This is a genomic window from Bacillus sp. AM 13(2015) (assembly GCF_001518755.1).
In the GTDB taxonomy this organism is placed as follows: domain Bacteria; phylum Bacillota; class Bacilli; order Bacillales; family Bacillaceae; genus Bacillus; species Bacillus safensis.
On the sequence record NZ_LKCP01000057.1, the window covers coordinates 57,771 to 83,702 of the forward strand.

A 25,932-nucleotide genomic window follows, 5' to 3' on the forward strand; every position below is an offset into this window, starting at 1 on the left:
ACTTTTTAGGGTACAATACAGTCACCTAACAGAGAGAGTATCAAGTATCGGAGTGAAGAATGTGGACATTGTTCAGCCAGCTTATATGAAAAGTACATTCGGTTTAGATATCTATTACGAGCACTATCCAAATGAGGGCAAGAAGACATTGATCTTAATTCACGGTCTCTTCTCTTCTACCTTCAGCTATCGAAAACTCATTCCGCTTCTAAAGCAGGACTTCAATTTAATTGCGATAGATCTGCCGCCATTTGGACAGTCCGAGAAGTCGAATACGTTTATTTACAGCTATCGCAACATGGGAAAAATTATTATTGAGCTAGCTGGTTATTTACAGATTCAGCATGCGATTCTAGTAGGCCATTCAATGGGAGGACAGATTGCCTTATACGCTGCTACTGAGCGGCCGGACCTATTTGAAAAGGCGGTTCTTTTGTGCAGCTCTGGATATATGAATAAGTCAAAAAAATCACTTGTTTACAGCACATATATTCCTTATTTTTATCTGTATCTAAAAAGAAAGCTTTTAAAGCAGGGCATTATGAAAAATTTAACTGCCGTTGTGCATGATCACTCCATCATTGATCAAGAGATGGTCGACGGATATTTAAAACCGTTTTCAGATGATCAAATCTTTCGGGGAATATTTCGTTTGATTCGGCACCGGGAAGGAGATTTAACCTCGGACGTTTTGAAGAAAATGGAAACGCCTGTGCTGCTCATTTGGGGCGAGGAAGATCGAATCGTTCCCATTCAAATAGGCGAAAGACTGCACAAAGATCTGCCGAATTCGACCTTACATGCATTAAAAAAAACCGGGCACCTCATTCCTGAGGAAAATCCGGTCTTTGTGTCTGATCAAATCGGACATTTCAGCCTGTCTTAGCGTGAACAGGAGCTGCTGTCTCGCAAGACAAAAAGCTGATTCGCTGTATGCTGACAGCTCTCTATCGGAAGAAGCTGTTCAAATGAGTGATGGTAGATGGCTTGAATCTCTTTTGCTAAAGTTAACGGATCTTCTGCGTCGTATAATGCACTGATGACGTCAGCAGGCTCCGTTTCATAAAAATCCTCTCCATAATGAAAAGGGTCCCATGCCTTAATGAATTGAATCATCTCTTCTACAGCTTGACTATCTTTCATCGGTATCACCGCTTATAATAAATTTTGTGATGTTTATTTTAGCACAACCAAGAATGGTTGAAAAACAGCTAGAGGTGGGTTTCATGAATTTCGACGAACAGATCATACGTAAAGGTTCAAAATCAGTGAAATGGGATCAAGCAGAGTCTTTGTTCCTGACAACAGATGCCCTCCCGATGTGGGTGGCCGATATGGATTTTAAAGCGCCGCAGGTCGTCCTTGATGCATTGAAAGAGCGATTAGACCATGGTGTATTTGGCTATGCATTTCAAGATCAGGATACGCAGCAGGCAGTAGCTGGATGGCTCAAAAGAAGACACGGATGGACCATTCAGACAGAAGCGGTCACTTTTACACCAGGCATCGTAACGGCTCTTAGTTTTGCAGTTCAAGCCTTTACAGCACCGCATGACGAAGTAGTTATACAGTCACCAGTGTATACACCTTTTTATCAAATGATTGAGCGAAATGGACGTACAGTCTCAACCAATCCTTTAAAAATAGAAAACAACCGTTATATGATGGATTTTGATGATTTAGAGAAAAAACTGAGCAGGCCGCAAGCAAAGCTGATGTTCCTATGTCATCCGCATAATCCGTCTGGAAGAGCGTGGACAAAAGAGGAATTAAAGCGAGTTGGAGACCTCTGTGTGAAGCATGGAGTCACAGTCGTTTCAGATGAGATTCATTCAGATTTAATGCTTTACGGGAAGCAGCATGTGCCCTTCGCCAGCCTTTCTGACGACATTGCACATATCACGGTAACGTGTATTGCGCCGAGTAAAACCTTTAATCTAGCGGGTCTGCAGGCATCTGCTATTATCATTTCAGATGAAGAAAAAAGAACCCTTTTCACCAATGAATTGCAAAGAAACGGACTGTCCAAACTGAATGCATTTGCGATTCCAGCGATGGAAGCAGCATACCGTCACGGGGATGAGTGGCTTGATGCCCTTGTTCTTTATCTCGAAGGCAACATGAAGATGGCGACGGATTATATTGACGAATATCTTCCAAATATGCGTTATATGAAACCAGATGCTTCTTATTTATTGTGGCTGGACATTCAGGATTATCAATTCAGTCTAGCGGAATTAAAGCGGAATCTGCTAAAAAAAGGGAAAGTGATCCTAGAGCTTGGCCACGTGTACGGACACGAAGGAGACGGCTTTATTCGGATGAATCTCGGCTGTCCTGCTTCAACAGTCAAAGAAGGACTGAAACGTCTTCATCAAGCGTTCACGCCATCAGCTGAATAAGATCTATACGGTAGAAAGAACATCCTAACGGGTGTTCTTTTTAAAGAAAAAAACCCTCCTTTTATCATATCTACTTTGTACATGAAATGATATAATGAGAGGAATTACTATTATTTACGAGGAGAGCATTTAAATGGAAATGTTCAAGGATTTTCTGCTCCATGTATCTTTTATTCTATTTCCAATCTTTTTATATCATGCGCTATGGTTAAGCCGGACCCCTGCTCATTTCCCAAAAACGAATAAACTGCTCATCACAGTATTCGCATCCATCTCTTCAGCACTATGTATTATGTATCCAGTTGGTTCGATTTTAGATTTGCAGACTGGGCTTCAATCTATTCCCCTTGTACTTGCTATTTTATACGGAGGATACATGGCGGGGAGCGTTGCCATCTTGATAAGCATCATTGTCAAATTCGTGATGTATGGCTCTTTCTTATGGATTGGACTCATTGTTGTCCCAATTTACTTTTTCATCCCATTCCTGTTCTACCGAAAATGGCATCAATATTCGAAGCCAAATAAGCTTTTTTACGGAGTGCTTATCGGTTTATCCAAAGGATTCTTTATTTACATTGGACTGCTTGCGGTCAGCTTACTTGAATACAGCCCAGCTTTTATTATGCAGCAAAAGCTCCTTGAGTTATTTTTCTCAACTCTTTACTACATATTCTTTCTTGTGCTCAGTATCTATTGTATTGAATTCGTTAAAGAAAATGCGGAAATGAGAACACAGCTTGTCCAGTCAGAAAAACTGACCATTGTAAGTGAACTTGCTGCAAGTGTCGCCCATGAAGTACGCAATCCGCTGACAGTTGTGAGAGGGTTTATTCAATTGCTCTTTTCGAGTGATCATACAAAAGAGCCGCCTGCCAATAAAGATTATAAAAATCTCGTTCTGTCCGAATTAGACCGGGCTCAGGACATTATTACGAGTTATCTTGACATTGCAAAACAAAACTATTATCAAATTGAATCACTCAATCTATCTAAATTACTTGAGGAATGTGCATCACTGATGACATCCTATGCAAATTTTAAATCGGTCACGATTCATCAATCCATTGAACCTGACTTATACATTCAAGGTGACGTAACGAAGATCAAGCAAGTCATGATTAATTTAATCAAAAATGCGATAGAAGCAGCTCCCGAACATGAAGGAAAGGTTGAACTTTTTGCTTCGAAAGAAAATCATAAAATCTGCCTTTATTTCGTTGATAACGGTGTAGGTATGACAGAAAGCCAAATGAAAAAGCTTGGCGAACCGTATTACACCTTGAAAAACAAAGGGACTGGGCTTGGGCTGACAGTGACTTTTTCAATTATTGAAAATCACCATGGAACTATTCGTTTCAAAAGCTCGCTACAGTCTGGAACAACCGTTACCGTAAAATTTCCTGAAGATACAAGAAGAAAATGATTAATCCATTTTTTTTGTTCTTTTTTCATCTATCCGCTCCTGCTTTTTAGACGAACGCACGATGAGACGAAAACAAATAAACGCAGCAATAAAGAAAATCACCGTGGTGATTGCCGCCGGGATGTACTCCCTTTTATCTTCAGGAAAATATAGTAGAAAAAGTACGATGAATGACATCTCGCTATTCCCCCTTTTGCTCGTTTACTTCACTATATTGGCTAAAAGAAATGAAATACCTTCCTATGAGAAGGAAATGGAGGAATTTCACATGACAGACATTCAAATTGGACAAGTTGTGAAAGGTTTTTATAAAACAGGTGTATACGTTGGGGAAGTGACAGCAGTAAAACCATCGACCTATCTCGTTCAAGTAAAAGCCGTTCTGACACATCCCACTCAAGGCGACCTGCATCATCCGAAAGAAGCAGACGTGCCTTTTTTCCAGGAGAGGCGGGCTTTGGCCTATAGAGAACAGACCAATATCCCTCATCATATGGTGAAACCTTATGATGGCGATATACCTGATTATGAAGAGTCACTGAAAGAAGCTGTAGATAAATTGAAACAAGCACTCCATGCGGATGATTCCAAATGGGCTGAAAAATCAAGAGCGTGCCTATCTTCTCTTGAGAAAGATTATTTTCCAGAAGACGTCCGCTAATCAGCCGAATCAAAAAAATGCGAGAAATCGATCAGCTCACCAATTTTGGTTGTTTGCGGATTTTCCACATAGGCTCTGTCTTTTTCAAAAAGGGTTAACAGCTGATAAGTCGTCATGGCATCATCGAGTGCTTTATGATGCTTACCAGCTCCTTCGCTGCCGTATTCCTTTGCCGCTTTTCGAAGCCCTGTCAGTGTGCGGTCACCAAAAAAGGTTTTATATTCAAAGGCAAGATCCCTCAACTTCCCCTTAAAAGGAAAGCTAATATGATTAAGCATACAATTTTGCTTCAATACCTTCATGTCCATGTTGCCCCACGTAATAATCTCACAATTCTCTCCCCCATCAAGAGTCACGAGCTTCTCGATAAACACCTCAAATGAAATCCCGCTCTCTACATCCTCCTGCGTAATTCCGAGGAATGATTTACAGCGCTTCGTCAGCTTTGGGAACTTTTTCGGTTTGACGTAGCTGGAGAATGTGTCTATGATCGTTTCATCTGCTGCTTTCACTACCCCAGCTTCAATAATTTCAGGAAAAAAGTTTTGTGGATGATATTTTCCATCAGGCATCGTAAATTCAAAATCGACCACAAGCACCGTCTTCTGTTCCACCAGTTTCACCTCACTTTTTCGTCAGTTTTCATTCTCATACCATTATATTAAGGCGGACCTTGAAATCACTTCATTTTCTTGAAAATAATGCAGATTCACTACGCCCAACCTATTCATCTGATGAAAGATCGTTTATTTTCCTTTATAATTATTAAGGAACACGAAATAAATAAAGAAGGTGGTCTCTATCACAAACAGGAAGAAAAACTTGTACATCATGTGGTTTGTGAACTTTTTTGTATCTGCGAGCATTACAATGATCGTCCCTTTTTTATCACTTTACATAGAATCTCTTGATAGCAGCTATTCAAATGAATTTGTTCAAAGATGGAGTGGCTATGTCTTTGGGGTCACTTTTTTAACGGCCTTCCTGATCTCTCCGATTTGGGGGCGGATTGGCGACCGGCATGGCTATAAAAAGATATTATTAATTAACGGTATTGGCATCGCCACAAGCATTTTATTAATGGGGCTTGTTCACACTGTGTATCAGCTATTCGCATTAAGGCTCTTCATGGGGCTTGTCACAGGCTTTATCTCGACTTCCATGGCACTGATTTCTGCACAGACCGAAAAGGCAACAGCCGGTAAAACCCTTGGAACGATGCAGATGAGTAATGTCGCCGGAGGATTGTTTGGCCCATTAATGGGCGGATTCATGGCAGACAGCGTCGGATTTATTTATACTTTTTTCCTGACAGCTGCTGTCATTTATGTGTCAGCTATTGTAATTATCTTCGGAGTGAAGGAACAGCCGATTCGGTCAAAAGAAGCAAAGCGTGTTTCTTACTCACGGAAGGATGTACTCTTTCACATTTTCAAACAGCCTTTACTTATAGTCACGATGCTTTTAACGTTTATTACACAAGTAGGGAACTTTAGCATTCAGCCGCTTTTGGCTTTATACATTCATGATTTACATGGTCCTGTCAATCTCGCTTTTTATGCGGGGCTTGCATTTTCTGCAACTGGACTTGGCAATTTGCTGTTTACGCGAAAATGGGGAGATCTCGGAGATCGAATTGGTCATGACAAGGTGCTGCTAGCCCTTCTCATCCTCTCCTCTATTTTATTCATCCCGCAAGCGATGGCGGATTCGTACGTGATGTTAGTCATTTTCCGCTTCCTATACGGGATGGCACTTGGCGGCATTATTCCGTGTACGACGGCGTATATTCGGATCAAAGCACCTGCTTCTATGCAAGGGGAAGTGCTCGGATACAATGTCAGCTTCCGCTTTCTCGGGAATGTCGTCGGTCCGGTAATCGGCGGCATTGTGGCGAGTCATTACGGGATTCCAGCTGTCTTTTATGTCACTGCCGGCATTTTTCTGTTTGGCGCGTTATTTTTATGGGCGGTCCGCTCGCATGCGAAGACAAAGGAAAGGAGTGTCTGATCATCTTCAGACACTCTTTTTTTCTTGCGGAAAAGCCTTATTCACTTGACTTCACGCCCATTCTTTTCTAAAAATAACCTTCTCGTATTCGCAAAAGAATGGTACGATATGGCTAGAAAATTGAAGAAAGTGAGTGACCTCATGTTTCGTGCAATCATTGGTTGGTTATTACTTGCTGCCCTCATCCCATTATTTGCTCTGACTTTTTATCTATCAAAGGAAGAAGCTGCAAGTGTAAAGCCTGTTAACGAAGTGCTTGATCAAAAAATCAAGCTGGAAAAGATAGATTTTTCCCAAAACAGTTATATGTATGACCGGGATGGTTCTCTCATCTCCGAGATCGTCTCAAACGATGAGAACCGAGTGTTCGTGAAATACGATAAAATTCCTGAACCTGTGAAGGAGCTGTTCCTCCGATCAGAGGACCGCAACTTCTATGACCATAAAGGCATTGACTTTATGGGGGTGGTTCGTGCCCTTGCTGCAAACGTCAAAAACCATGGCATCAGCCAAGGAGCGAGTACGATCACACAGCAGCTGTCCCGTAACTTATATTTAAGCCATGAACGTTCGTTCAGCCGAAAGTTTACAGAGCTGCTCTATTCCTATGAACTTGAGCGGAAATTCTCGAAAGATGAAATTCTCGAAAGCTATTTAAATACGATTTATTTCAGTAATGGTGTTTACGGTGTCGGTTCTGCGGCTAATTACTATTTTGATAAGCCGCTTAGTTCTTTAACACTCGCACAAATGGCATTTATCTCTGCTATTCCAAACAACCCAACACTGTATGACCCATTAAAACAGTTCAAGCACACAAAGAAACGCCAAGAACGGCTGCTTGGTATTTTGAAGAAAGATGGCGTCATCACCAAAAAGCAATACAAAAAAGCCGTCAAAGAAAAAATCAGTCTATCCTTAAGTGAAAAGAAAAACCTTTACCCTGACTATGTGACATATGCCAATGAAGAGTTTACCGATCTTGTGTCTGATCAGGAGGGCTTTACAAAACGATTGAAGAAGGCCAAAACGGCTGAAGCAAAAAAGGCGATTCAAAAAGAATTATCTGAAAAGGTCAGTGCTCTGCTCCAGGATGGCGTGAAGATTTATACGGCGCTTGACCCTTCCTTACAGCAAAGAGCTGTCTATCAGCTCAATGCTCAATTGCCTTACCAAGGGGTCGAAGGCGGATCAGCCGTCATTAATCATGAAACGCATCAAATTGTTGCACTTGCTGGCGGGAAAAACTATAAGAAATTTGATTTCAACTACGCTTATCAAGCGCAAAGACAGCCTGGTTCTGCGATTAAGCCGCTTTTAGACTATGCGCCTTATATTGATCAAACCGGTGCAACGGCTTCAAGCACCATCAGTGCCGGCAAGTTTTGCAGCAGCGGATACTGCCCGCAGAACTATAATCATAAAACGTATGGAACAGTCACACTTGAAACAGCCTTTAAAAATTCTTACAATACCCCTGCGATCCGAATGCTGGATACAGTAGGTGTCAAAAAAGGCTTCAGCTATTTAGAGAAGTTCTCATTCGAGCATATCGTAGCAGATGATTACCGCCTTCCTTCTGCACTTGGCGGATTTACGAAAGGCTTCTCACCGCTAGAAATAACAGATGCGTACACCGTTTTTGGCAACCAAGGAGCCTACACACAAAGTCATTCGATCACAAAAGTGACAGACTTAAACGGCAAGACCCTTTACAAGTGGAAAGAGTCGCCAAAGCAAGTATATTCTCAGCGGACAAATGAAACGATGCGTAAGCTTCTTTCCTCCGTTGTGAAAAGTGGAACAGGGAAAAAAGCGAATTTCAATGCCCCTTACATCGGTGGTAAAACAGGAACTTCCAATGACTATAAAGATATTTGGTTTGTGGGACTGACAGATCAGTACACAATGGGTGTCTGGGTCGGAAGAGATAGAGGAACGGTTGAATCGATTTATAATTCAAGTCCGCACTTACGTATTTGGAAAAATACGATGCAATACGCCAGATAAACAGGAGGTTTGATTGCGATGCATTCAACACATCCATCCCATTTAATTTTATTTGACGGTGTCTGCAACGTGTGCAGCGGAGCTGTTCAATTTGTGATTAAGCGCGATCCGAAAGAACAGATGATGTTCGCTTCATTACAATCAGATACAGGACAGCGTATTTTAAAGGAAAACGGTTTGCCTTTAGAAGAGTTCAATTCATTCATTTATATTGAAAAAGGAACACTTTATACGAAGTCAACAGGCATCTTAAAAGCCGCGCGGCATTTAAAAGGGATCTACAGATGGAGCTTTTTACTCCTGGCCATACCTCGCCCAATCCGTGATTGGTTTTATGAGCTGATTGCAAAAAATCGCTACAAATGGTTTGGTCAAAAAACATCTTGTATGATGCCTACACCCGATATTCAAAAGCGGTTTCTTTCATAAAAAAAGCATCCTCCAATGATAGGAGGATGCTTTCTTTGTCTGCTTACGAAGGCAGACTTGCCATCACACTGTTATAAAGCTTAATAAATAAGTACAAAATACCGATCAAAAATGTCGCCCAAAACAGCAGAATGAACATCATAAATCCAATCAAATTCAGCATATTAAGCGATTGATAAATGCGAACCACAACCCAGATAAAATAGACAAGACTTGCTAATGCAAAAAGTCCGACTAGCAGAATGAGCTGCTGCGTCAACAGAAATGCAAGCAAGCTGGCAAATAAATAAACAACGGATGCAATCCGAATTTTCTTTAAGTTCTCCCCTTCAGGGTCCTTAGCGAAAAAGAGTAACGCCAGCTCTAATACCGTATCTGCAATCAGTTTTAAGGCAGATAAGATCATAAAATAAACAAGTGCAAAAGCGGCAAAAAGAGCAAGACGGATGCCCTGTTCTGAGAAAAATTCCAGCATTCCTTTTAAAATACCTGCTTGAGTCAAGAAATCAGTTGTGATACCTACTGTAAAAATCGAAAAAGCAGAGCTGAATAGTAAGATTGAAATCAGCGGAAAATATCCAGTCAAATATGTATTTTTCATAAATAGTTCCTTTCTCATAAGCTCACATTTATTATGGCTCACTTAAAACGGATTGACAAGATGCTTTCAAAGTAAACTGACAGCAAAATCAAATTTATGATTTTGCACGTACATTCCTTCACAAACTTACATTTTCCCGTTAAAGTATTACTGTTACGAAAAAATCGTGCGTTAGGGGTATACTCGTGAAAAAAACTTTAAGACTGCAAACACGGCTGACGATCTTTGTGTGTATCGTTGTCCTGATCTCCCTTTGTATCACATTCTTTACGATATGGTCGGAAACAGCCAAGAACATTCATCAGCAGGAGCGTGACATTGCTCTGTCTACTGCCAAAATGGTCGCAGAGGCACCGATCACAGCACAATCATTAGAAGATCATTCATATTCAGCATTACGAAAATATACAACAAATGTTCAGCAAATCACCAAAACCGAATTCGTTGTCGTCATGGATATGAAAGGTATCCGCAAAACACACCCGAATCCGCATAAGATTGGGAAACGGTTTGCCGGCGGTGATGAAAAAGCAGCATTACAGGGAAAAGAACATATTAGTACGGCTTCTGGAACACTCGGCAGATCCATGCGTGCTTTTGTTCCTGTTTATGATCAAAATGGTAAGCAGCTCGGGGCTGTAGCCGTAGGGATTACGTTAAAGGAAATTGACTTGATTATTCATCAAAGCTTACTTCCACTCTACTTCGTCACATCACTCAGCCTCCTATCTGGCATCATCGGGGCACTCATTGTGGCAAGAAAAGTGAAGAAGATTATGTTTGGACTTGAGCCGGATGAGATTGCCACATTGCTAAAAGAACGAAGTGCCATGCTAGAATCAACAAAAGAAGGGATTCTTGCCGTCGATCAGCACGGTAAAATCAAGCTGGCCAATGCAGAGGCAAAACGACTCTTTCATAATATGGGCATTATGGTTGATCCTAGAGAACAAGATGTTCAAACTCTCCTCCCTTCAAGCGGCTTAAAACAGGTCATTGAAACACGCAAGCCACTGCTTGATCGTGACGTGAGAATGAATGGACTGGAGCTCGTTTTTAATGAAGTACCAATTACAGTAAATGATGAGATTGTCGGGGCCATCGCCACCTTCCGTGACAAAACAGAAGTCAAACACCTGGCTGAGCAGCTTAGCGGGGTCAAAATGTATGCGAATGCCCTCCGTGCCCAGTCACATGAATTTATGAACAAGCTTCATGTCATTTTAGGTTTGGTCCAGCTCAAAAACTACGATGACCTTGGCACCTACATCAAAGATATTGCCATTTATCAGCAAACGGAAACAAATGAAATCATCAACCATGTGAAAAACTCTGTTTTAGCAGGATTTTTACTAGGAAAACAAAGCTATATCAGGGAACAAGGCGCTTCCTTGGAGGTTATTTGCAGCACACAAGTGCCAAATACAGAGGACCCGGCAGTGACGCATGACCTCATTACCGTGATTGGCAACCTGTTAAATAATGCACTCGATGCGGTTTCACATACTGAGACGAAAAACATCTCGATCTCCTTCAGATACGTTCAGGAGCAGCTTCACATTGAAATCACGGACACAGGTGTTGGTCTCACAAAAGAAGAACAAGACATCATGTTTGATCAAGGCTTTTCAACTAAAGGAGAAGACCGAGGTTTCGGACTCTACTTCGTTGACCAAAGCATCAAGAAATTGAATGGACATATGATTGTCACGAGTGAAAAAGGAGAAGGAACGACCTTTAGTCTTCGCATTCCGTATAAACAAAAGGAGGATTCACATGATTAATGTGTTAATAGTAGAAGATGATCCAATGGTTGGGGAGCTGAACAAACGCTACCTGACCCAAATCGATGGCTTTGAGTTAAAGGGAATTGCCACCTCTTTTCAGCAGGCGCTTGAAGTGTTAAAAACAGAAGTCATTCACCTCGTACTGCTCGATATTTATATGCCAGGTCAAAATGGGCTGGCTTTACTAACAGAAATTCGCCAGCAAAATCATGCCGTTGATGTCATTGTCATTTCGGCTGCAAATGAAGTGGACGTTGTTCAGCAAACGATGCGAAACGGAGCGGTTGATTATTTAATCAAACCTTTTGAGTTCGAACGATTCCAATCAGCACTGGCAGAGTATAAACGGAAACACGCCCTGTATCAATCCATGAACAGCATTTCGCAAAATGATTTAGATGCGAAGCTTTTTCATAAAAAAGCAGAGGCGGAAAAAGTCCTCCTGCCAAAAGGCCTGACCAAAAGCACACTCAAACTCATATGGACAAGCATTCAATCATTTGGTCAGCAGGCTTTCACGACCGAAGACCTAGCCAATCATACAGAAATCTCTCAAGTCTCCATTAGAAAATATTTGAAATTCCTTGAGGACATCGAAGTGGTGGATGTTGAAATGGCTTATGGGACAATTGGACGTCCTGTTTTCCAATATAAACTGAACACGAGCAATATGAATTTGATTCAGCAATATCTTTAAACTGTTACATCTGACCTTCACGAAAGGCCAGATGTTTTTTTATGGCATACGATGTAACAAACCCCTTGATATCAGTGGTTCTACTGTAATAGAGCACATCACAAAAGCGGCATTATATCATATTTCGGCAGATAAAAAGACATCAAATAAAGCCATTTAACATTTTTTTAAAAATAAAACAAATTTCTATTTATTTATTCGATGGGAAATGATAAATTATGATTGATTAGTTCAACGAGATATAAGTCTGATGTCTTACATCTTCTCTCCTGCCCTCCATAAGTTTCATGAGAAAGCAGGATAAAATACCCTCTTTAGGGTGAGAAGAGATAGATCGGTCTTTTTTCGCGAGACTTTTCTGAAACTTTTAAATTTTATAGGGGGTTATGTTTTGAAGAAGCGCAAAATTGGACTAGCATTGTCCTTAGTCGTAGCAGCAGGAACCATCCTTGGAGCATGCGGCAACTCTGGCTCAAACAGCGGTGAAAGCAAAAAAGATAAAGATCAATTCACTGTTGCAATGGTAACTGATGTCGGTGGTGTCGATGACAAATCGTTTAACCAATCAGCTTGGGAAGGTTTACAAGCATTTGGGAAAGACAACAATCTAAAAAAAGGTAAAAACGGCTTTGATTACTTACAATCTAAATCAGATGCTGACTATACAACAAACTTAAACACACTTGCTCGTGAAAAATTCGATCTGATTTACGGAATTGGTTTCTTAATGGAAGATGCTATATCTGAAATTGCTGATCAACGTAAGAAAAACCACTTTGCTATCGTTGATGCAGTCGTGAAAAAAGACAACGTGGCCAGCATCGTGTTTAACGAAAACGAAGGATCATTCCTTGTGGGTGTTGCGGCTGCTCTTACAACAAAATCAAACAAAATTGGTTTTGTCGGCGGCGTTGATTCTGAATTAGTCAGAAAATTCGAAGTCGGTTTCCGCGCTGGTGTTGAAGCAGCGAACCCAAAAGCAAAAGTTGAAGTGAAATATGCTGGTGCATTCGATAAGGCTGACATCGGTAAAGCAACAGCTGAAAGCATGTACAAATCTGGCGTCGACATCATCTATCATGCTGCTGGCGGCACTGGAACGGGTGTCTTCACAGAAGCGAAAAACCTGAAAAAAGCAGATCCTAACCGTAAAGTTTGGGTCATCGGTGTAGATAAAGACCAGTATGACGAAGGAAAAGTACCTGGAACAAAACAAAGTGTCACTCTTACTTCTATGGTTAAGAAAGTAGACACAGCGGTACAAGACTTAACAACGAAAGCAAAAGATGGTAAGTTCCCTGGCGGCGAAGTGATCACATACGGTCTGAAAGAAGGCGCTCTTGACATCTCTCCATCTAAGGAAAACCTTGATAAAGATGTATTAAAGAAAGTGGAAGAATGGAAACAAAAAATCATCAAGGGCGAAATCAAAATCCCTGCAACACGTGATGAATTAAAAGATTTTAAAGCTTAATTTGAGCATCGGGATAAGCGCGCCTTATCCCCTTGCCTCTCCTTTACCTCCTCTTTATTCGTAAAAGGTGGTAAAAGAAAGCTGCAGCCTCGTTTTGCAGCTTTTCTTTTGCTAGTTTTTATCTTCATCAGCACCCTAAAAAAGGAGCGGTTAAACCTGTGGATTATGTCATTGAAATGTTGAATATACGCAAAGAATTCCCTGGCATTGTAGCAAACGACAACATTACGCTGCAGCTAAAAAAGGGCGAAATTCATGCGCTGCTTGGTGAAAACGGCGCTGGAAAATCAACGCTCATGAACGTGCTTTTCGGACTGTACCAGCCTGAAAAAGGTGAAATCAAGGTACACGGAAAACCCGTGACCATCTCTAGTCCAAATGATGCTAGTGATTTAGGCATCGGAATGGTGCATCAGCACTTTATGCTTGTCGATACCTTTACTGTCGCTGAAAACATCATTTTAGGTAAAGAGCCAAAGAAGTTTGGAAAGATTGACAAAGAGCAAGCCATACAGCAAGTACAAGAGCTTTCTGACCGCTATGGTTTAAAAATAGATCCTGCCGCAAAAGTATCTGACATCTCTGTCGGTATGCAGCAGCGTGCAGAAATCTTAAAAACACTTTACCGCGGCGCTGACATTTTGATCTTCGACGAACCAACGGCCGTTTTAACACCTCAAGAAATCAAAGAACTCATACAAATCATGAAAAACTTAATCAATGAAGGCAAATCCATTATTTTAATCACCCATAAGCTGAAAGAAATTATGGATGCCTGTCATCGCGTGACCATTATCCGAAAAGGTCAAGGTATTCGTACACTTGATGTGGAAAACACAAATAAAGACGAACTTGCAAGCCTCATGGTTGGTCGTGAAGTGTCATTTAAAACAGACAAAAAAGCTGCTTCTCCTGCTGAGGAAGTTCTTCAAATTCAAGACCTCACAGTAAAAGACGCCAGAGGAATTGAAGCGGTCAAACAGTTAAACCTGTCAGTGAAGGCTGGAGAAATTGTTGGAATTGCTGGAGTAGACGGCAATGGCCAGTCTGAATTAATTGAAGCCATTACCGGTCTAAAAAAATCAGAATCTGGCACGATCATGCTAAACGGGAAAGCCATTCAAAATCTCCCGCCTCGTAAAGTGACCGAATCTGGGATTGGACATATTCCTCAGGACCGTCATAAACATGGACTTGTACTCGATTTTTCAATTGGAGAAAACATTTCCTTACAAACGTATTATCAGCGTCCTTATTCAAAATTCGGCTTATTGAATATGAAGAATATTTATCAAAAGGCAAAACGAATCATTGCGGAATATGACGTCAGAACACCGAGTGAATATACAGAAGCGCGCGCCCTGTCAGGCGGTAACCAGCAAAAAGCCATTATCGGCCGTGAAGTGGACCGCAATCCTGATTTATTAATTGCCGCTCAGCCGACACGAGGACTTGATGTTGGTGCGATTGAATTTGTTCATAAACGTCTCATTGAGCAAAGAGACTCTGGCAAAGCCGTTTTGCTCATCTCCTTTGAGCTTGATGAAATTATCAATGTTAGTGATAAGATCGCTGTCATTTTCGAAGGCAGCATTGTGGCCATTGTTGATCCAAAAGAAACAACAGAGCAAGAGCTTGGCCTATTAATGGCTGGAAGTACGCAACAGGAAGTGGGGAAAGAAGCAAATGTCTAATCGCTTAACAAATCTGCTGATTCCGCTTATAGCCATTGTACTTGGTCTTTTGGTTGGGGCCATTATTATGCTGGCAAGCGGTTATAGTGTCATCGAAGGCTATGGCGCCCTTTGGAATGGCGTTTTCGGTGAAACCTATTATATGGGAGAAACCATCAGGCAAGTGACACCTTATATTTTATCAGGTCTTGCTGTTGCCTTTGCATTTCGGACAGGCCTGTTTAATATCGGTGTCGAAGGTCAAATGCTTGTTGGCTGGGTAGCTGCTGTATGGATTGGAACAACTGTCCATGCACCTATGTATATTCATCTGCCGCTTGCACTCATTACCGCAGCTGCTGCAGGTGCTCTATGGGGCTTTATTCCTGGATTTTTAAAAGCTCGTTTTTATGTGCATGAGGTCATCGTCACCATCATGATGAACTACATTGCCCTTCATGTCACAAACTATTTAATCTCAAATGTCTTAACAGATAATAAAGATAAAACAGATAAAATCGATGCCACTGCCTCTCTTCGCTCTGGATTTTTTGAGCAGATCACTGATTTCTCCCGGATGCATAACGGTATTTTTGTTGCCATTATTGCGGCGGTCGTGATGTGGGTCATTATTCAAAAAACTTCTAAAGGGTTTGAGTTACGGGCTGTTGGAATGAATCAGCAGGCATCACAGTATGCTGGCATGAACGTTCGCCGCAATATCATTTATGCGATGCTCATTTCAGGTGCTTTTGCAGGTCTTGCAGGCGCTATGGAAGGCCTTGGTACATTTGAATATGCCTCTATTAAAGGCTCGTTTACAGGCGTAGGTTTTGATGGAATTGCTGTCGCTTTATTAGGTGGAAATACGGCTGTTGGTGTTGTCCTTGCTGCATTATTGCTTGGTGGATTGAAGGTCGGTGCATTAAATATGCCGCTTGAATCAGGCGTACCGACTGAGGTTGTTGATATTGTCATTGCGATCATCATTCTTTTCGTCGCCTCAAGCTATATTATTCGTCTTGTGATTCAACAAATGAAGAAAAAGGGGGGAAAATAAGTGGGATTTCTGCAAATACTTGAAATCATCGTCCCAGCTACACTTGTTTATGCTGCACCACTTATTTTAACCGCTCTTGGAGGCGTCTTTTCAGAAAGATCAGGTGTTGTCAATATCGGTCTTGAAGGTTTGATGGTCGTCGGAGCATTTTCCAGTATTATCTTTAACTTATTTTTTGCTGATACGTTTGGAGCCTTGACCCCGTGGCTTGGGCTTCTCGTCGGAATGGCCGTTGGCGGATTGTTCTCACTGATTCATGCAGTTGCGACCATTACCTTCCGAGCTGATCAAACGGTCAGTGGTGTGGCCATTAACATGCTGGCACTTGGCGCTACATTGTTTGTCGTAAAACTGATTTACGGAAAAGCACAAACTGATAAAATTACAGAACCTTTCTATAAAGGAGATATTCCCCTTTTAAGTGACATTCCGATCATTGGTGATATTTTCTTTAAAGATGTTTATTATACGTCCATACTTGCTTTAGCCCTTGCGGTGGTTGCATGGTTTGTTTTATTTAAAATGCCATTTGGTCTTCGTCTTCGTGCAGTTGGAGAGCATCCAATGGCAGCTGATACAATGGGAATCAAAGTGTACCGGATGCGTTATATCGCTGTCTTCATTAGTGGACTGTTTGGCGGTCTGGGCGGGGCTGTTTATGCCTCAACGATCGCGCTTGATTTCTCCCATGCTACCATTACTGGACAAGGCTTTATCGCACTAGCTGCGCTTGTATTCGGTAAATGGCATCCATTTGGCGCAATGGGAGCTGCTTTATTCTTTGGATTTGCTCAAAGCTTAAGCATCATTGGTTCTCTCCTGCCGCTGTTCCAAGATATACCGAATGTGTATATGCTCATAGCACCATATGTGCTCACCATCTTAGCACTTACTGGCTTCATTGGACGTGCCGATGCACCGAAAGCACTTGGTACACCTTATTTAAAAGGAAAACGATAAATACGATGTATGATCAATCCCCTGAAGGACAAACTATCTTCAGGGGATTTTTGTATGATAAAAAACTCAAAAACTCCTGTTTATTTTACTTTTATTACACTTATTTTAGTTTAATAAATAGATGAGTGTCACAGAATCTTCTACAATTGAGACAAATAGCATTTGGGGGTGTTTATGTGGCTAATGCACAACAATTGAAATCGATTACAGACGATTCTGACAATAATAAAAGCGTTTTCCGTAAGATCATGTCTTGGAAAATTGGTGTTATTGATCTACCTGTGTATTTAGTACTTGCAGCGATTATTTTAACTGCCGCTTATTTTAATAAAATTCCAGCAAATATGCTTGGTGGTTTCGCTGTTATTATGATTTTGGGGATTTTCCTTGGAGATGTAGGACAACGTATTCCAATCTTAAAAGATATTGGTGGACCGGCGATTCTTTCTTTATTCGTACCATCGTTCCTGGTCTTTTTTAATGTTCTGAATCCGAACTCATTGGAAGCGGTTACGTCTCTTATGAAAACGTCGAACTTCCTTTACTTCTATATTTCTGCTCTTGTAGTAGGTAGTATTCTTGGGATGCAGCGGACTGTTTTAGTACAAGGCCTTATTCGTATGTTTGTCCCTCTAGTTGCAGGTACAATTGCAGCTGTGAGTGCTGGTATCCTTGTTGGCCTTTTAGTTGGTTACACACCGCATCATTCATTCTTCTTCATTATTGTACCGATTATTGCCGGTGGTGTTGGAGAAGGGATTTTGCCATTATCTATCGCTTATTCACAAATTCTTGGTGTATCAGCAGAGTCATTAATTTCTCAATTAATCCCTGCGGCTGTCATTGGGAACGTCATTGCCATTATCTGTGCTGGCGCAATGAAGAAGCTTGGTGAGAAACGTCCTGAACTAAATGGGAATGGCCGTCTTGTGAAATCTAAAGAAGCAAACGAAATTTTCGAACAGCCAGATATGGATGCAAAAGTTGATTTCGGGTTAATGGGTGCTGGTGTACTCGTTGCTTGTACAACCTTCATCTTTGGTGGTTTGTTAGAAAGCTTTGTTCATATTCCAGGTCCAATCTTAATGATTGTTCTTGCTGCTTTAATCAAATACTTAAACGTGATGCCTCAGCATCTTCAAAATGGCTCACAGCAGTTCTACAAGTTTGTATCAAGAAGTTTTACATGGCCGCTAATGGTTGGTCTTGGTATTCTATACATTCCACTTGATGATGTAGCAACTGTCATCTCAATTCCATTCGTATGCGTATGTATCGCTGTTGTACTCGCAATGGTTGGTTCTGGTTACTTCGTTGGAAAACTAATGAACATGTATCCAGTAGAATCTGCTATTGTCACTGGCTGTCACAGCGGACTTGGCGGTACTGGTGATGTTGCCATTCTTTCAGCTTCTGGAAGAATGGGTCTTATGCCTTTCGCACAAGTATCTACACGACTTGGCGGAGCAGCAACTGTTATCTGTGCAACGATCTTACTCAGAATGTTTAGTTAAACTACCACACATAAAAAGCATGAGCTCTCACATGGGCTCATGCTTTTTTTATATTTCTTTTATCCTATAGGATCTCTTATTCATCAGCTAATACAATTCGTAAATATTCCCTGGGCTGAAAAGGATACAGCTTGGTTTCTTGATAGCTCATGTGAAGAAGATGCTCAGAAAACAGAGGCCATTCACTCCCGGCCTGCCACCTTTTTTGATCATTTCGGTCAATCAAGAATGCTCCTCCTAAAATCGTGCAGAATAGGCTTAAGCTGATGGCGATCTTTCGTTTCATTTGATCAGCTCCTTTAAGAAAAGCATGTACGAAAAACAAAACAATATACAATGAGTGTCATTTTTGATAAAATTATTTTTGTGGTCAAAAGAACCTAAAACAAATACAGTTTGCTTGAATTCATTTCAAACCAATGCACTATGGCTGTATTTACGCTATAATTTTAATTACCAGTTCTTTAGAACGTGAATTTATATTGATCAAAGGAGGTTCATTTTCTTGCAGCTTATTCACTTCGCCATCCTATCACCTTTTTTACTCGCTTTTGTTGTACCTTTCCTTTACAAATATGTGAAGCGTATACATACAGGATGGTTTGTTCTCATCTTGCCGATTCTTTTATTTACCTATTTCATCCAAATGTTACATATCACTTCGAATGGACGAACGCTTTTCTCACAGGCTGAATGGATTCCATCTTTAGGGATGAATTTCACTGTGTATGTCGATGGTCTCAGCCTGTTATTTGCTTTATTAATTACAGGTATCGGCGCACTTGTGGTACTGTACAGTATTTTCTACTTATCAAAGGAAAAAGAACAGCTTGGCTCTTTCTACACGTATTTGCTCATGTTTATGACCGCGATGCTGGGTGTCGTTCTTTCTGACAACATGGTGGTTCTATACTTGTTTTGGGAGTTAACGAGTATCTCTTCCTTCCTCTTAATTGGGTATTGGTATAAGCGGGAGCGCTCTAGGTATGGAGCAACGAAATCACTGCTTATTACTGTTTTTGGCGGATTAGCTATGCTTGGTGGCTTCATCCTCATTTACCTGATTACTGATTCATTCAGTATTCGTGAAGCAGTCAATCAGCTTCAGCTCATTATGGCATCACCTTACTTTATTCCTGCCATGATCCTAATCTTAATAGGTGCCTTTACGAAATCAGCGCAGTTCCCATTCTATATCTGGCTGCCTGATGCAATGGAAGCACCGACCCCTGTGAGCAGTTATCTGCATTCTGCTACGATGGTGAAAGCCGGTATTTATCTTGTTGCCCGCTTCAGTCCAATCTTTGCTATATCAGAGGTATGGTTCTGGACCATTTCCATTGTTGGACTTGTCACATTATTCTGGGGATCATTCCACGCCGTCCGGCAAAACGATTTGAAAGCCATTCTGGCCTATTCGACAGTGAGTCAGCTCGGCATGATTATGCTCATGCTTGGCGTCGGCGCAGCTGCGATTCATGAAAACAATCCTGCCTTTTTTGGCGCAGCCATTCTTGCAGCTATTTTTCACCTTATTAACCATGCTACGTTTAAAGGCAGTCTCTTTATGGCAGCAGGTATTATCGATCATGAAACAGGAACTCGTGACATTCGGAAATTAGGCGGATTAATGACGATCATGCCGATTACCTTCACAATTACGTTAATCGGTACATTTTCAATGGCCGGATTACCGCCATTTAACGGTTTCTTAAGTAAAGAGCTATTTTTCACAAGTATGATACGAATTTCTGACATCAGCTTTACGGACGTTTCAACATGGGGTGCTATCATCCCTGCACTTGCTTGGCTTGCTAGTGTCTTTACGTTCATTTATAGTATGATGCTCCTCTTTAAAACTTTTAGAGGCCGTCTGAATATAAACCAATTGGAGAAAAAACCGCATGAAGCACCGATCGGCATGCTCATTCCGCCAATCATTCTAGCTGCACTTGTGGTCACCTTCTTCTTTTTCCCTAATATTCTTGCCTATTCTGTCATCGAACCCGCAATTGTGGCGATCATTCCTGAAGCGATTGAAACAGGAAGCCGTTTTTCTGTGAAAATTGAAGCATGGCATGGCTTCCAGCCAGAGCTCTATATGACAATAGGTGTTGTTGTACTCGGCACAATCGGCTACTTGACGCTTTCAAAATGGCGTCCAATGTACAACATCTTTAAGGAAAAATGGTCATTTAACGCTTTATACGACCGCTCTCTTATCGGTTTGGAAAAAGGGTCATACCGCTTGACAAACAGTTATATGACTGGTTTTCTTCGTGACTATCTTGTTTATGTGTTTGGGTTCATGATTATCGTCATTGGCGGCGTCATGTTTTATCAGCAGGCCTTTTCATTTCAAACAGATCAGGCTGCCTCAATTGGCACGTATGAGGTGATTCTTTCACTTGTGATGGTGGCGGCGACGATTGCAACAGTATTCGCAAGCTCACGATTAACAGCTATTATTGCTCTAGGTGTCATGGGCTACACGCTGTCATTATTCTTCGTGATTTTCAGAGCACCTGACCTTGCGCTGACGCAGCTGATTATTGAAACGATTTCTGTCGCACTGTTTTTGCTTTGCTTCTATCATTTGCCGAAGCTGAGCTTAAAGCAAAAAACGAGAAGATTCAAAATGACCAATTTCATCATTTCATTAGGTGTTGGGGTTGTTGTCACTTGTCTAGCTTTCGCTTCCACAAGTCAGCAGTCACTTGACACTATCTCAACTTACTTTATTGAAAACAGCTACAAACTTGCTGGCGGTGACAATATTGTCAATGTCATTCTTGTCGATTTCAGGGGCTTTGACACCCTTTTTGAAATCACTGTGCTCGCCATTGCGGCACTTGGTATTTATGGGTTATTAAAAACACAAGCAAAACGGAAGAGAGGTGTGCGGCGATGAGAAAGATTGATACGAATGATATGCTTTTGCAAGTCACAACAAAAATCACAGCATTCATCATCTTGCTTTTCTCCCTTCACCTATTTCTTGCGGGGCATAACAATCCTGGCGGCGGATTCATTGGCGGCCTGATGAGTTCTGCGGCTGTCGTTCTTCTGCTTTTAGCCTATGATCTGAAAACAGTAAGACGCATTTTACCCTTTGACTTTATTTATGTAGCTGGAGCCGGTTTGCTCGTTGCGATCCTGACAGGTATGGGATCCTTTCTATTCGGTGCACCTTTTCTATCACATGCATTTGATTATTTCCAATTACCGTTTTTAGGAAAAACAGAACTGGCGACAGCCGTCCTGTTTGATATCGGTGTGTATTTGGTCGTTGTCGGTGTCACCATGACCATTATTCAAATGATTGGAGAGAAGGAATAATGGAATTTCTAATGTCTATTATCGTCGGAATTATTTTTATGGCGGCGACCTATTTGATGCTGTCAAAAAGCCTTCTGCGGGTCATCGTCGGTACTGCTGTTTTGAGTCACGGCGTCCACTTGCTTCTTTTAACAATGGGCGGCTTAAAAAAGGGAGCGCCTCCAGTTCTAAAAGAGGGGCTCACATCCTATGTAGATCCATTGCCGCAAGCATTAATTTTAACAGCCATTGTCATTGCTTTTGGTGTGACATCCTTATTACTTGTCATGGCCTTCCGAGCCTTCCAAGAGCTGCGAACAGATGACATGGATCAAATGAGAGGAAATGATCAGCATGAATAATCTCGTGATCCTGCCTATTTTAATTCCATTACTAGCTGCTACACTATTGATTTTTATGAATAAAAACATCATGCTGTCAAGAGTTTTTAGTGTCTTGGCATCTCTCTCAGCCATTATATGTAATGCATATTTGGTTCAAACGATTTTCACAAATGGGATACAAACCCTTTATTTAGGCGGCTGGAAAGCACCATTTGGGATTGCCCTTGTCGCCGATCAATTTGCTGCACTCCTTGTGCTGACTGCTTCCGTTGTCGGGCTTGTGACAGTCCTCTTCTCCTTTCAAACGATTGGGAAAGAAAGAGAGCGGCTCTTCTATTATTCTGGCGTGCAGTTTTTGTTAGCTGGCGTGAGCGGAGCCTTTTTAACGGGAGATATATTCAACCTGTTTGTCTTCTTTGAATTACTGCTGATGGCCTCTTATATGCTCATTGTATTAGGCGGATCAAAGCCTCAGCTTCGTGAATCACTCAAATATATTGTGTTTAATATCATCTCGTCGGCATTATTTATTGTCGGAGTTGCCTGCTTATATGCAGTGACGGGTACGCTCAATATGGCTGATTTAAGTGTGAAAATAGCTGAATCAGGGCAAACAGGGTTAATCACTGTTATTTCCATCCTGTTCCTCATTGTATTCGGCTTAAAAGCTGGGATCTTCCCGCTTTATTTCTGGCTGCCAGGATCGTATCATGCACCGCCAGCAGCGATTTCAGCTCTTTTTGGTGCTTTGCTCACAAAGGTTGGCTTATATGCGATTGCCAGAGTCTTTACATTAATTTTTATACACGATACAGGCTTCACCCATACACTCATGGCGTGGCTTGCCGCACTGACGGTGATATTCGGTGTGATAGGTTCGATCGCCTATTCTGATGTGCAGAAGATTGTGATTTATAATATTGTCACAGCTGTTGGGGTCATTTTGTTTGGATTTGCAGCCAACACACCTGCATCACTCCAAGGAGCCATTTATTATCTCATTCACGACATGGTGATCAAAGGGGCTTTATTTATGCTGGCAGGTGCCCTCTTTGTGTACGCTGGCACAAACCAACTGAAAAAAATGGGCGGACTGATTCAATCTCAGCCTCTATTAGGATGGATGTTTTTCATTTCGGCTTTATCGCTGGCAGGAATTCCGCCGCTGAGTGGCTTTGTTGGAAAACTAAAAATTGTGGAAGGTGGATTTTCTGCTGGATACATGACGTTTTCTATCTTGGTCTTACTGTCCAGCCTCCTTGTCCTCTACTCTATTATGAAGATTTTCATGTCCGCATTTTGGGGCGAGGAACAGGATATGCGACGAAGAAAGCCGTCAATTAAAGGAATGGTGTACCCTGGCGTACTGCTTGTCGTCTTATCGCTTGCCATTGGGTTAGGGACAGAGTTCATTGCCCCTTATATCAATCAAGCAGCGGAAATGCTCTCTACACCAGAAAAATATATTCAAGCTGTGCTGAAGGAGTAGATGAACATGGCTTTTCAAATATTACTAAACGCTCTCCTCGCCTTTACATGGATGTTTATGAATGACACATACAGAGCCGCAGACTTTGTATCAGGTTTTGCATTAGGGATGATCGCCATTTTTATGCTGCGTCGATTTTTCCCGCAGCGTTTTTACGGCTATGCCCTTTATGCGATTTTCAAGCTGATCATCATTTTTATTCGCGAGCTGCTTCTTGCCAATTTAAGTGTATTAAAGACCGTATTATCTCCAAAGCTCAAGATTAAGCCCGGTATTTTCGCCTTTCGTACGGATTTGAAAACAGATTGGGAAATCACCATACTGGCTAATATGATTACATTGACACCAGGTACACTAGTGATTGATATTTCCGACGATCGTTCCATTTTATACATTCATGCGATGGATATTGAAGATGCTGAAAAAGCCATTCACGATATCCGGGTTTCATTTGAAAAAGCGATTCAGGAGGTGAGCGGTAAGTAATGGAACTCATTTTGCAAATTTCACTTGGCATTCTTGCGCTGTCTACCTTGCTTTTTGTGATACGAGTGATCAAAGGTCCCTCTATTCCTGATCGTGTGAGTGCGCTTGATGCGATAGGAATCAATTTAATTGGGATGACAGCCATCGTTTCAATTTTACTGAAAACCACTGCATTCTTTGAGATTATTTTACTGCTCGGTATCCTTGCCTTTATCGGTACTGTCGCTTTTTCCAAATTTCTTGAGAAAGGGGAAGTGATTGAAAATGATCGTCATCGCTAAAGCCATCGTCATTTTCTTTATCCTGCTGGGCGCTATCCTCTGTTTGATTTCAGCTATTGGTGTCCTTCGCCTGCCGGATGTTTACACACGTATGCATGCTGCATCAAAAGCATCGACACTTGGCGTTGTTCTGATTTTAGTAGGTGTGTTTTTTCATGAATGGTTTCTTGCAGGCGTTATTTCTGCAAAAATCCTTCTCGGCATCGTATTCATCTTCCTGACAGCACCAGTCGGCGCACACTTAATCGGAAGAGCCGCCTACAATACTGGTGTTAAGCTCGACAAACGCAGTGTACAAGATGATTATGGCGGTTTCCGTAACTTTGTAATTAAACGAAAAGAAGATTCTTATTTATAAAAAGCGAAAAAGAATGGCCTGATATGTTGGGCCATTCTTTTTTTTATCTCTCAACGTGCATATAAAAAAAGCTTCCGCTGCACCGGGAGCTTTTTTATATGCGATCAATAACAGCAAGTGTGCATCTGGACGTACAGATGTGCCGGTCTCGATCATCTTTTATATCGATTTGAAATACCATTGTACGCCGTCCTACATGCACAGGAACAGCTGTCGCTGTCACAACTCCATCGCGCACAGATTTTAAATGATTGGCATTGATTTCAATACCTGAGCAAACTTGCTGCGTTAAGTCTAAATGAGCCGCAGCCCCCATGCTCGCCACTGTTTCTGCTAGAGCAGCAGATGCTCCTCCATGCAGTAGTCCAAATGGCTGTTTTGTTCTGTGATCGACTGGCATTGTTGCAACGCATCGTGATTCATTGCACTCTATAATCTCAATGCCTAGTGCCTCAAGCAGTGTATTTGATCCGCTCACATTCATTAAGGCCCTCTCCCTTCACACGTTTACAGCACACTTTCAGACTTGGCAATTAACACCGCTTCTGTACGAGATCCAACATTCAGCTTATTAAAGATGGATGTCAAACTGTACTCAATTGACCGTTTGCTCAAATGAAGCACATCGGCAATCTCCTGGTTCGTGTATCCTTTTTCCACTTCTCTAAGGATCAAACACTCCCGTTCCGTTAAGAGATCGTGGTCAGTCTGCTGCGCTTGTTCTGGCTTTTCTTGCTGCTGTGAAATTAATTTCTTTAAATAGGACAGCTGAATGACAACTTCTCCTTGCAATGTCCGGTGTATGTATTCAATAATTTTGTCTTTCGTCTCTGTTTTACTAATTGCACCGTGTAATCCAGCCCGAATAGCCTCTTCAAAATAATCATCTACTTCATACCCTGTATAAATGATAATTTTCACTTGATGGTTGGTTTCTAAAATTTGTTTCGCT

28 protein-coding genes are annotated in these 25,932 nt (G+C 41.5%); 21 read left to right on the top strand and 7 right to left on the bottom strand.

Going from position 1 to position 25,932, the window contains the following annotated elements; genetic code table 11:
* Positions 1 to 61: 61 nt before the first annotated feature.
* Entirely contained in the window at positions 62 to 886 is an 825-nt protein-coding gene (locus tag AOQ70_RS09185; protein WP_059375870.1) for an alpha/beta fold hydrolase, read from the top strand.
* Here the strand turns inward: AOQ70_RS09185 and AOQ70_RS09190 are convergent.
* Entirely contained in the window at positions 883 to 1,143 is a 261-nt protein-coding gene (locus AOQ70_RS09190; protein WP_059375872.1) for a YugE family protein, read from the bottom strand. The two genes, AOQ70_RS09185 and AOQ70_RS09190, sit on opposite strands and share 4 nt — an antisense overlap.
* Positions 1,144 to 1,226: 83 nt before the next feature.
* Between AOQ70_RS09190 and AOQ70_RS09195 the strand changes: the two genes are divergently transcribed.
* On the top strand, positions 1,227 to 2,402 hold the full coding sequence (locus AOQ70_RS09195; RefSeq protein ID WP_059375875.1) for a MalY/PatB family protein: 1,176 nt from the start codon (positions 1,227 to 1,229) through the stop codon (positions 2,400 to 2,402).
* A 133-nt stretch (positions 2,403 to 2,535) separates the two neighbouring features.
* Complete coding sequence (locus tag AOQ70_RS09200) at positions 2,536 to 3,828, top strand: sensor histidine kinase (protein ID WP_039181080.1); 1,293 nt, start codon at positions 2,536 to 2,538, stop codon at positions 3,826 to 3,828.
* Here the strand turns inward: AOQ70_RS09200 and AOQ70_RS19720 are convergent, their stop codons facing one another.
* A complete protein-coding gene (locus AOQ70_RS19720) occupies positions 3,829 to 4,005 on the bottom strand; it encodes a hypothetical protein (protein WP_197414606.1) in 177 nt (58 codons plus the stop codon).
* A gap of 91 nt (positions 4,006 to 4,096) precedes the next feature.
* Between AOQ70_RS19720 and AOQ70_RS09205 the strand changes: the two genes are divergently transcribed.
* Positions 4,097 to 4,489: a kinase-associated lipoprotein B gene (locus AOQ70_RS09205; RefSeq protein ID WP_039181082.1), complete on the top strand. Its 393-nt coding sequence runs from the start codon at positions 4,097 to 4,099 to the stop codon at positions 4,487 to 4,489.
* On the opposite strand, the gene kapD is transcribed toward AOQ70_RS09205, so the two are convergent.
* Complete coding sequence (gene kapD / locus AOQ70_RS09210) at positions 4,486 to 5,103, bottom strand: 3'-5' exonuclease KapD (RefSeq protein ID WP_059375878.1); 618 nt, start codon at positions 5,101 to 5,103, stop codon at positions 4,486 to 4,488. The genes AOQ70_RS09205 and kapD overlap by 4 nt on opposite strands.
* Positions 5,104 to 5,320: 217 nt before the next feature.
* Between kapD and AOQ70_RS09215 the strand changes: the two genes are divergently transcribed.
* From AOQ70_RS09215 to AOQ70_RS09225, 3 genes are all read left to right on the top strand, one after another.
* A complete protein-coding gene (locus AOQ70_RS09215; protein ID WP_221885112.1) occupies positions 5,321 to 6,499 on the top strand; it encodes an MFS transporter in 1,179 nt (392 codons plus the stop codon).
* Positions 6,500 to 6,607: 108 nt separating this feature from the next.
* Positions 6,608 to 8,509 (top strand): transglycosylase domain-containing protein, encoded by a 1,902-nt coding sequence (locus AOQ70_RS09220; protein ID WP_059375881.1) that lies wholly within the window; start codon positions 6,608 to 6,610, stop codon positions 8,507 to 8,509.
* A gap of 18 nt (positions 8,510 to 8,527) precedes the next feature.
* The gene (locus AOQ70_RS09225; RefSeq protein ID WP_047203302.1) at positions 8,528 to 8,938 is read left to right on the top strand and encodes a thiol-disulfide oxidoreductase DCC family protein; all 411 of its coding nucleotides are present in this window, start codon (positions 8,528 to 8,530) and stop codon (positions 8,936 to 8,938) included.
* 43 nt (positions 8,939 to 8,981) lie between these two features.
* Here the strand turns inward: AOQ70_RS09225 and AOQ70_RS09230 are convergent, their stop codons facing one another.
* Positions 8,982 to 9,539 (bottom strand): YufK family protein, encoded by a 558-nt coding sequence (locus AOQ70_RS09230; RefSeq protein WP_039181089.1) that lies wholly within the window; start codon positions 9,537 to 9,539, stop codon positions 8,982 to 8,984.
* Positions 9,540 to 9,724: 185 nt separating this feature from the next.
* Between AOQ70_RS09230 and malK the strand changes: the two genes are divergently transcribed.
* The 7 genes from malK to AOQ70_RS09265 all read left to right on the top strand — a co-directional run bounded on the left by malK (position 9,725) and on the right by AOQ70_RS09265 (position 18,704).
* On the top strand, positions 9,725 to 11,323 hold the full coding sequence (gene malK, locus AOQ70_RS09235) for a malate sensor histidine kinase MalK (RefSeq protein WP_039181093.1): 1,599 nt from the start codon (positions 9,725 to 9,727) through the stop codon (positions 11,321 to 11,323).
* Positions 11,316 to 12,023, top strand: a complete 708-nt coding sequence (locus AOQ70_RS09240; RefSeq protein ID WP_024423307.1) for a response regulator — start codon at positions 11,316 to 11,318, stop codon at positions 12,021 to 12,023. The genes malK and AOQ70_RS09240 overlap by 8 nt, the downstream gene beginning before the upstream one ends.
* 391 nt (positions 12,024 to 12,414) lie before the next feature.
* On the top strand, positions 12,415 to 13,497 hold the full coding sequence (locus tag AOQ70_RS09245; RefSeq protein WP_039181096.1) for a BMP family lipoprotein: 1,083 nt from the start codon (positions 12,415 to 12,417) through the stop codon (positions 13,495 to 13,497).
* 158 nt (positions 13,498 to 13,655) lie between these two features.
* A complete protein-coding gene (locus AOQ70_RS09250) occupies positions 13,656 to 15,191 on the top strand; it encodes an ABC transporter ATP-binding protein (protein ID WP_059375884.1) in 1,536 nt (511 codons plus the stop codon).
* Positions 15,184 to 16,230 carry an ABC transporter permease gene (locus AOQ70_RS09255; RefSeq protein ID WP_039181102.1) on the top strand — a complete coding sequence of 349 codons (1,047 nt, stop codon included), beginning with the start codon at positions 15,184 to 15,186 and terminating at the stop codon, positions 16,228 to 16,230. Before AOQ70_RS09250 ends, AOQ70_RS09255 begins: the two co-directional genes overlap by 8 nt.
* The gene (locus AOQ70_RS09260; RefSeq protein ID WP_024423311.1) at positions 16,231 to 17,190 is read left to right on the top strand and encodes an ABC transporter permease; all 960 of its coding nucleotides are present in this window, start codon (positions 16,231 to 16,233) and stop codon (positions 17,188 to 17,190) included. It begins immediately after the preceding gene.
* Positions 17,191 to 17,366: 176 nt separating this feature from the next.
* Entirely contained in the window at positions 17,367 to 18,704 is a 1,338-nt protein-coding gene (locus AOQ70_RS09265; protein WP_047203307.1) for a 2-hydroxycarboxylate transporter family protein, read from the top strand.
* Between the two features lie 76 nt (positions 18,705 to 18,780).
* Here AOQ70_RS09265 and AOQ70_RS09270 read toward each other — a convergent pair whose 3' ends face one another.
* Positions 18,781 to 18,990 (bottom strand): hypothetical protein, encoded by a 210-nt coding sequence (locus AOQ70_RS09270; protein WP_024423313.1) that lies wholly within the window; start codon positions 18,988 to 18,990, stop codon positions 18,781 to 18,783.
* A gap of 219 nt (positions 18,991 to 19,209) precedes the next feature.
* Here AOQ70_RS09270 and AOQ70_RS09275 point away from each other — a divergent pair, with 219 nt between their 5' ends.
* Genes AOQ70_RS09275 through mnhG form a run of 7 tightly spaced genes read left to right on the top strand, consistent with a single transcriptional unit; the run spans position 19,210 to position 24,980 of the window.
* Entirely contained in the window at positions 19,210 to 21,615 is a 2,406-nt protein-coding gene (locus tag AOQ70_RS09275) for a Na+/H+ antiporter subunit A (protein ID WP_059375886.1), read from the top strand.
* Entirely contained in the window at positions 21,612 to 22,043 is a 432-nt protein-coding gene (locus tag AOQ70_RS09280; protein WP_039181111.1) for a Na(+)/H(+) antiporter subunit B, read from the top strand. Before AOQ70_RS09275 ends, AOQ70_RS09280 begins: the two co-directional genes overlap by 4 nt.
* Complete coding sequence (locus tag AOQ70_RS09285) at positions 22,043 to 22,384, top strand: Na(+)/H(+) antiporter subunit C (protein ID WP_024423316.1); 342 nt, start codon at positions 22,043 to 22,045, stop codon at positions 22,382 to 22,384. Before AOQ70_RS09280 ends, AOQ70_RS09285 begins: the two co-directional genes overlap by 1 nt.
* Entirely contained in the window at positions 22,377 to 23,855 is a 1,479-nt protein-coding gene (locus AOQ70_RS09290) for a Na+/H+ antiporter subunit D (RefSeq protein ID WP_044332445.1), read from the top strand. The genes AOQ70_RS09285 and AOQ70_RS09290 overlap by 8 nt, the downstream gene beginning before the upstream one ends.
* Before the next feature lie 6 nt (positions 23,856 to 23,861).
* Complete coding sequence (locus tag AOQ70_RS09295; RefSeq protein WP_059375889.1) at positions 23,862 to 24,341, top strand: Na+/H+ antiporter subunit E; 480 nt, start codon at positions 23,862 to 23,864, stop codon at positions 24,339 to 24,341.
* A complete protein-coding gene (locus AOQ70_RS09300) occupies positions 24,341 to 24,622 on the top strand; it encodes a Na(+)/H(+) antiporter subunit F1 (RefSeq protein WP_039181117.1) in 282 nt (93 codons plus the stop codon). The genes AOQ70_RS09295 and AOQ70_RS09300 overlap by 1 nt, the downstream gene beginning before the upstream one ends.
* On the top strand, positions 24,606 to 24,980 hold the full coding sequence (gene mnhG / locus AOQ70_RS09305) for a monovalent cation/H(+) antiporter subunit G (protein ID WP_024423320.1): 375 nt from the start codon (positions 24,606 to 24,608) through the stop codon (positions 24,978 to 24,980). Before AOQ70_RS09300 ends, mnhG begins: the two co-directional genes overlap by 17 nt.
* Positions 24,981 to 25,074: 94 nt before the next feature.
* Here the strand turns inward: mnhG and AOQ70_RS09310 are convergent, their stop codons facing one another.
* Together AOQ70_RS09310 and AOQ70_RS09315 are read right to left on the bottom strand one after the other, a co-directional pair.
* Complete coding sequence (locus tag AOQ70_RS09310) at positions 25,075 to 25,464, bottom strand: hotdog fold thioesterase (protein ID WP_059375892.1); 390 nt, start codon at positions 25,462 to 25,464, stop codon at positions 25,075 to 25,077.
* A gap of 23 nt (positions 25,465 to 25,487) precedes the next feature.
* Positions 25,488 to 25,932 (bottom strand): response regulator transcription factor (locus AOQ70_RS09315; RefSeq protein WP_059375895.1); only part of this gene is annotated, 445 nt, incomplete at its 5' end.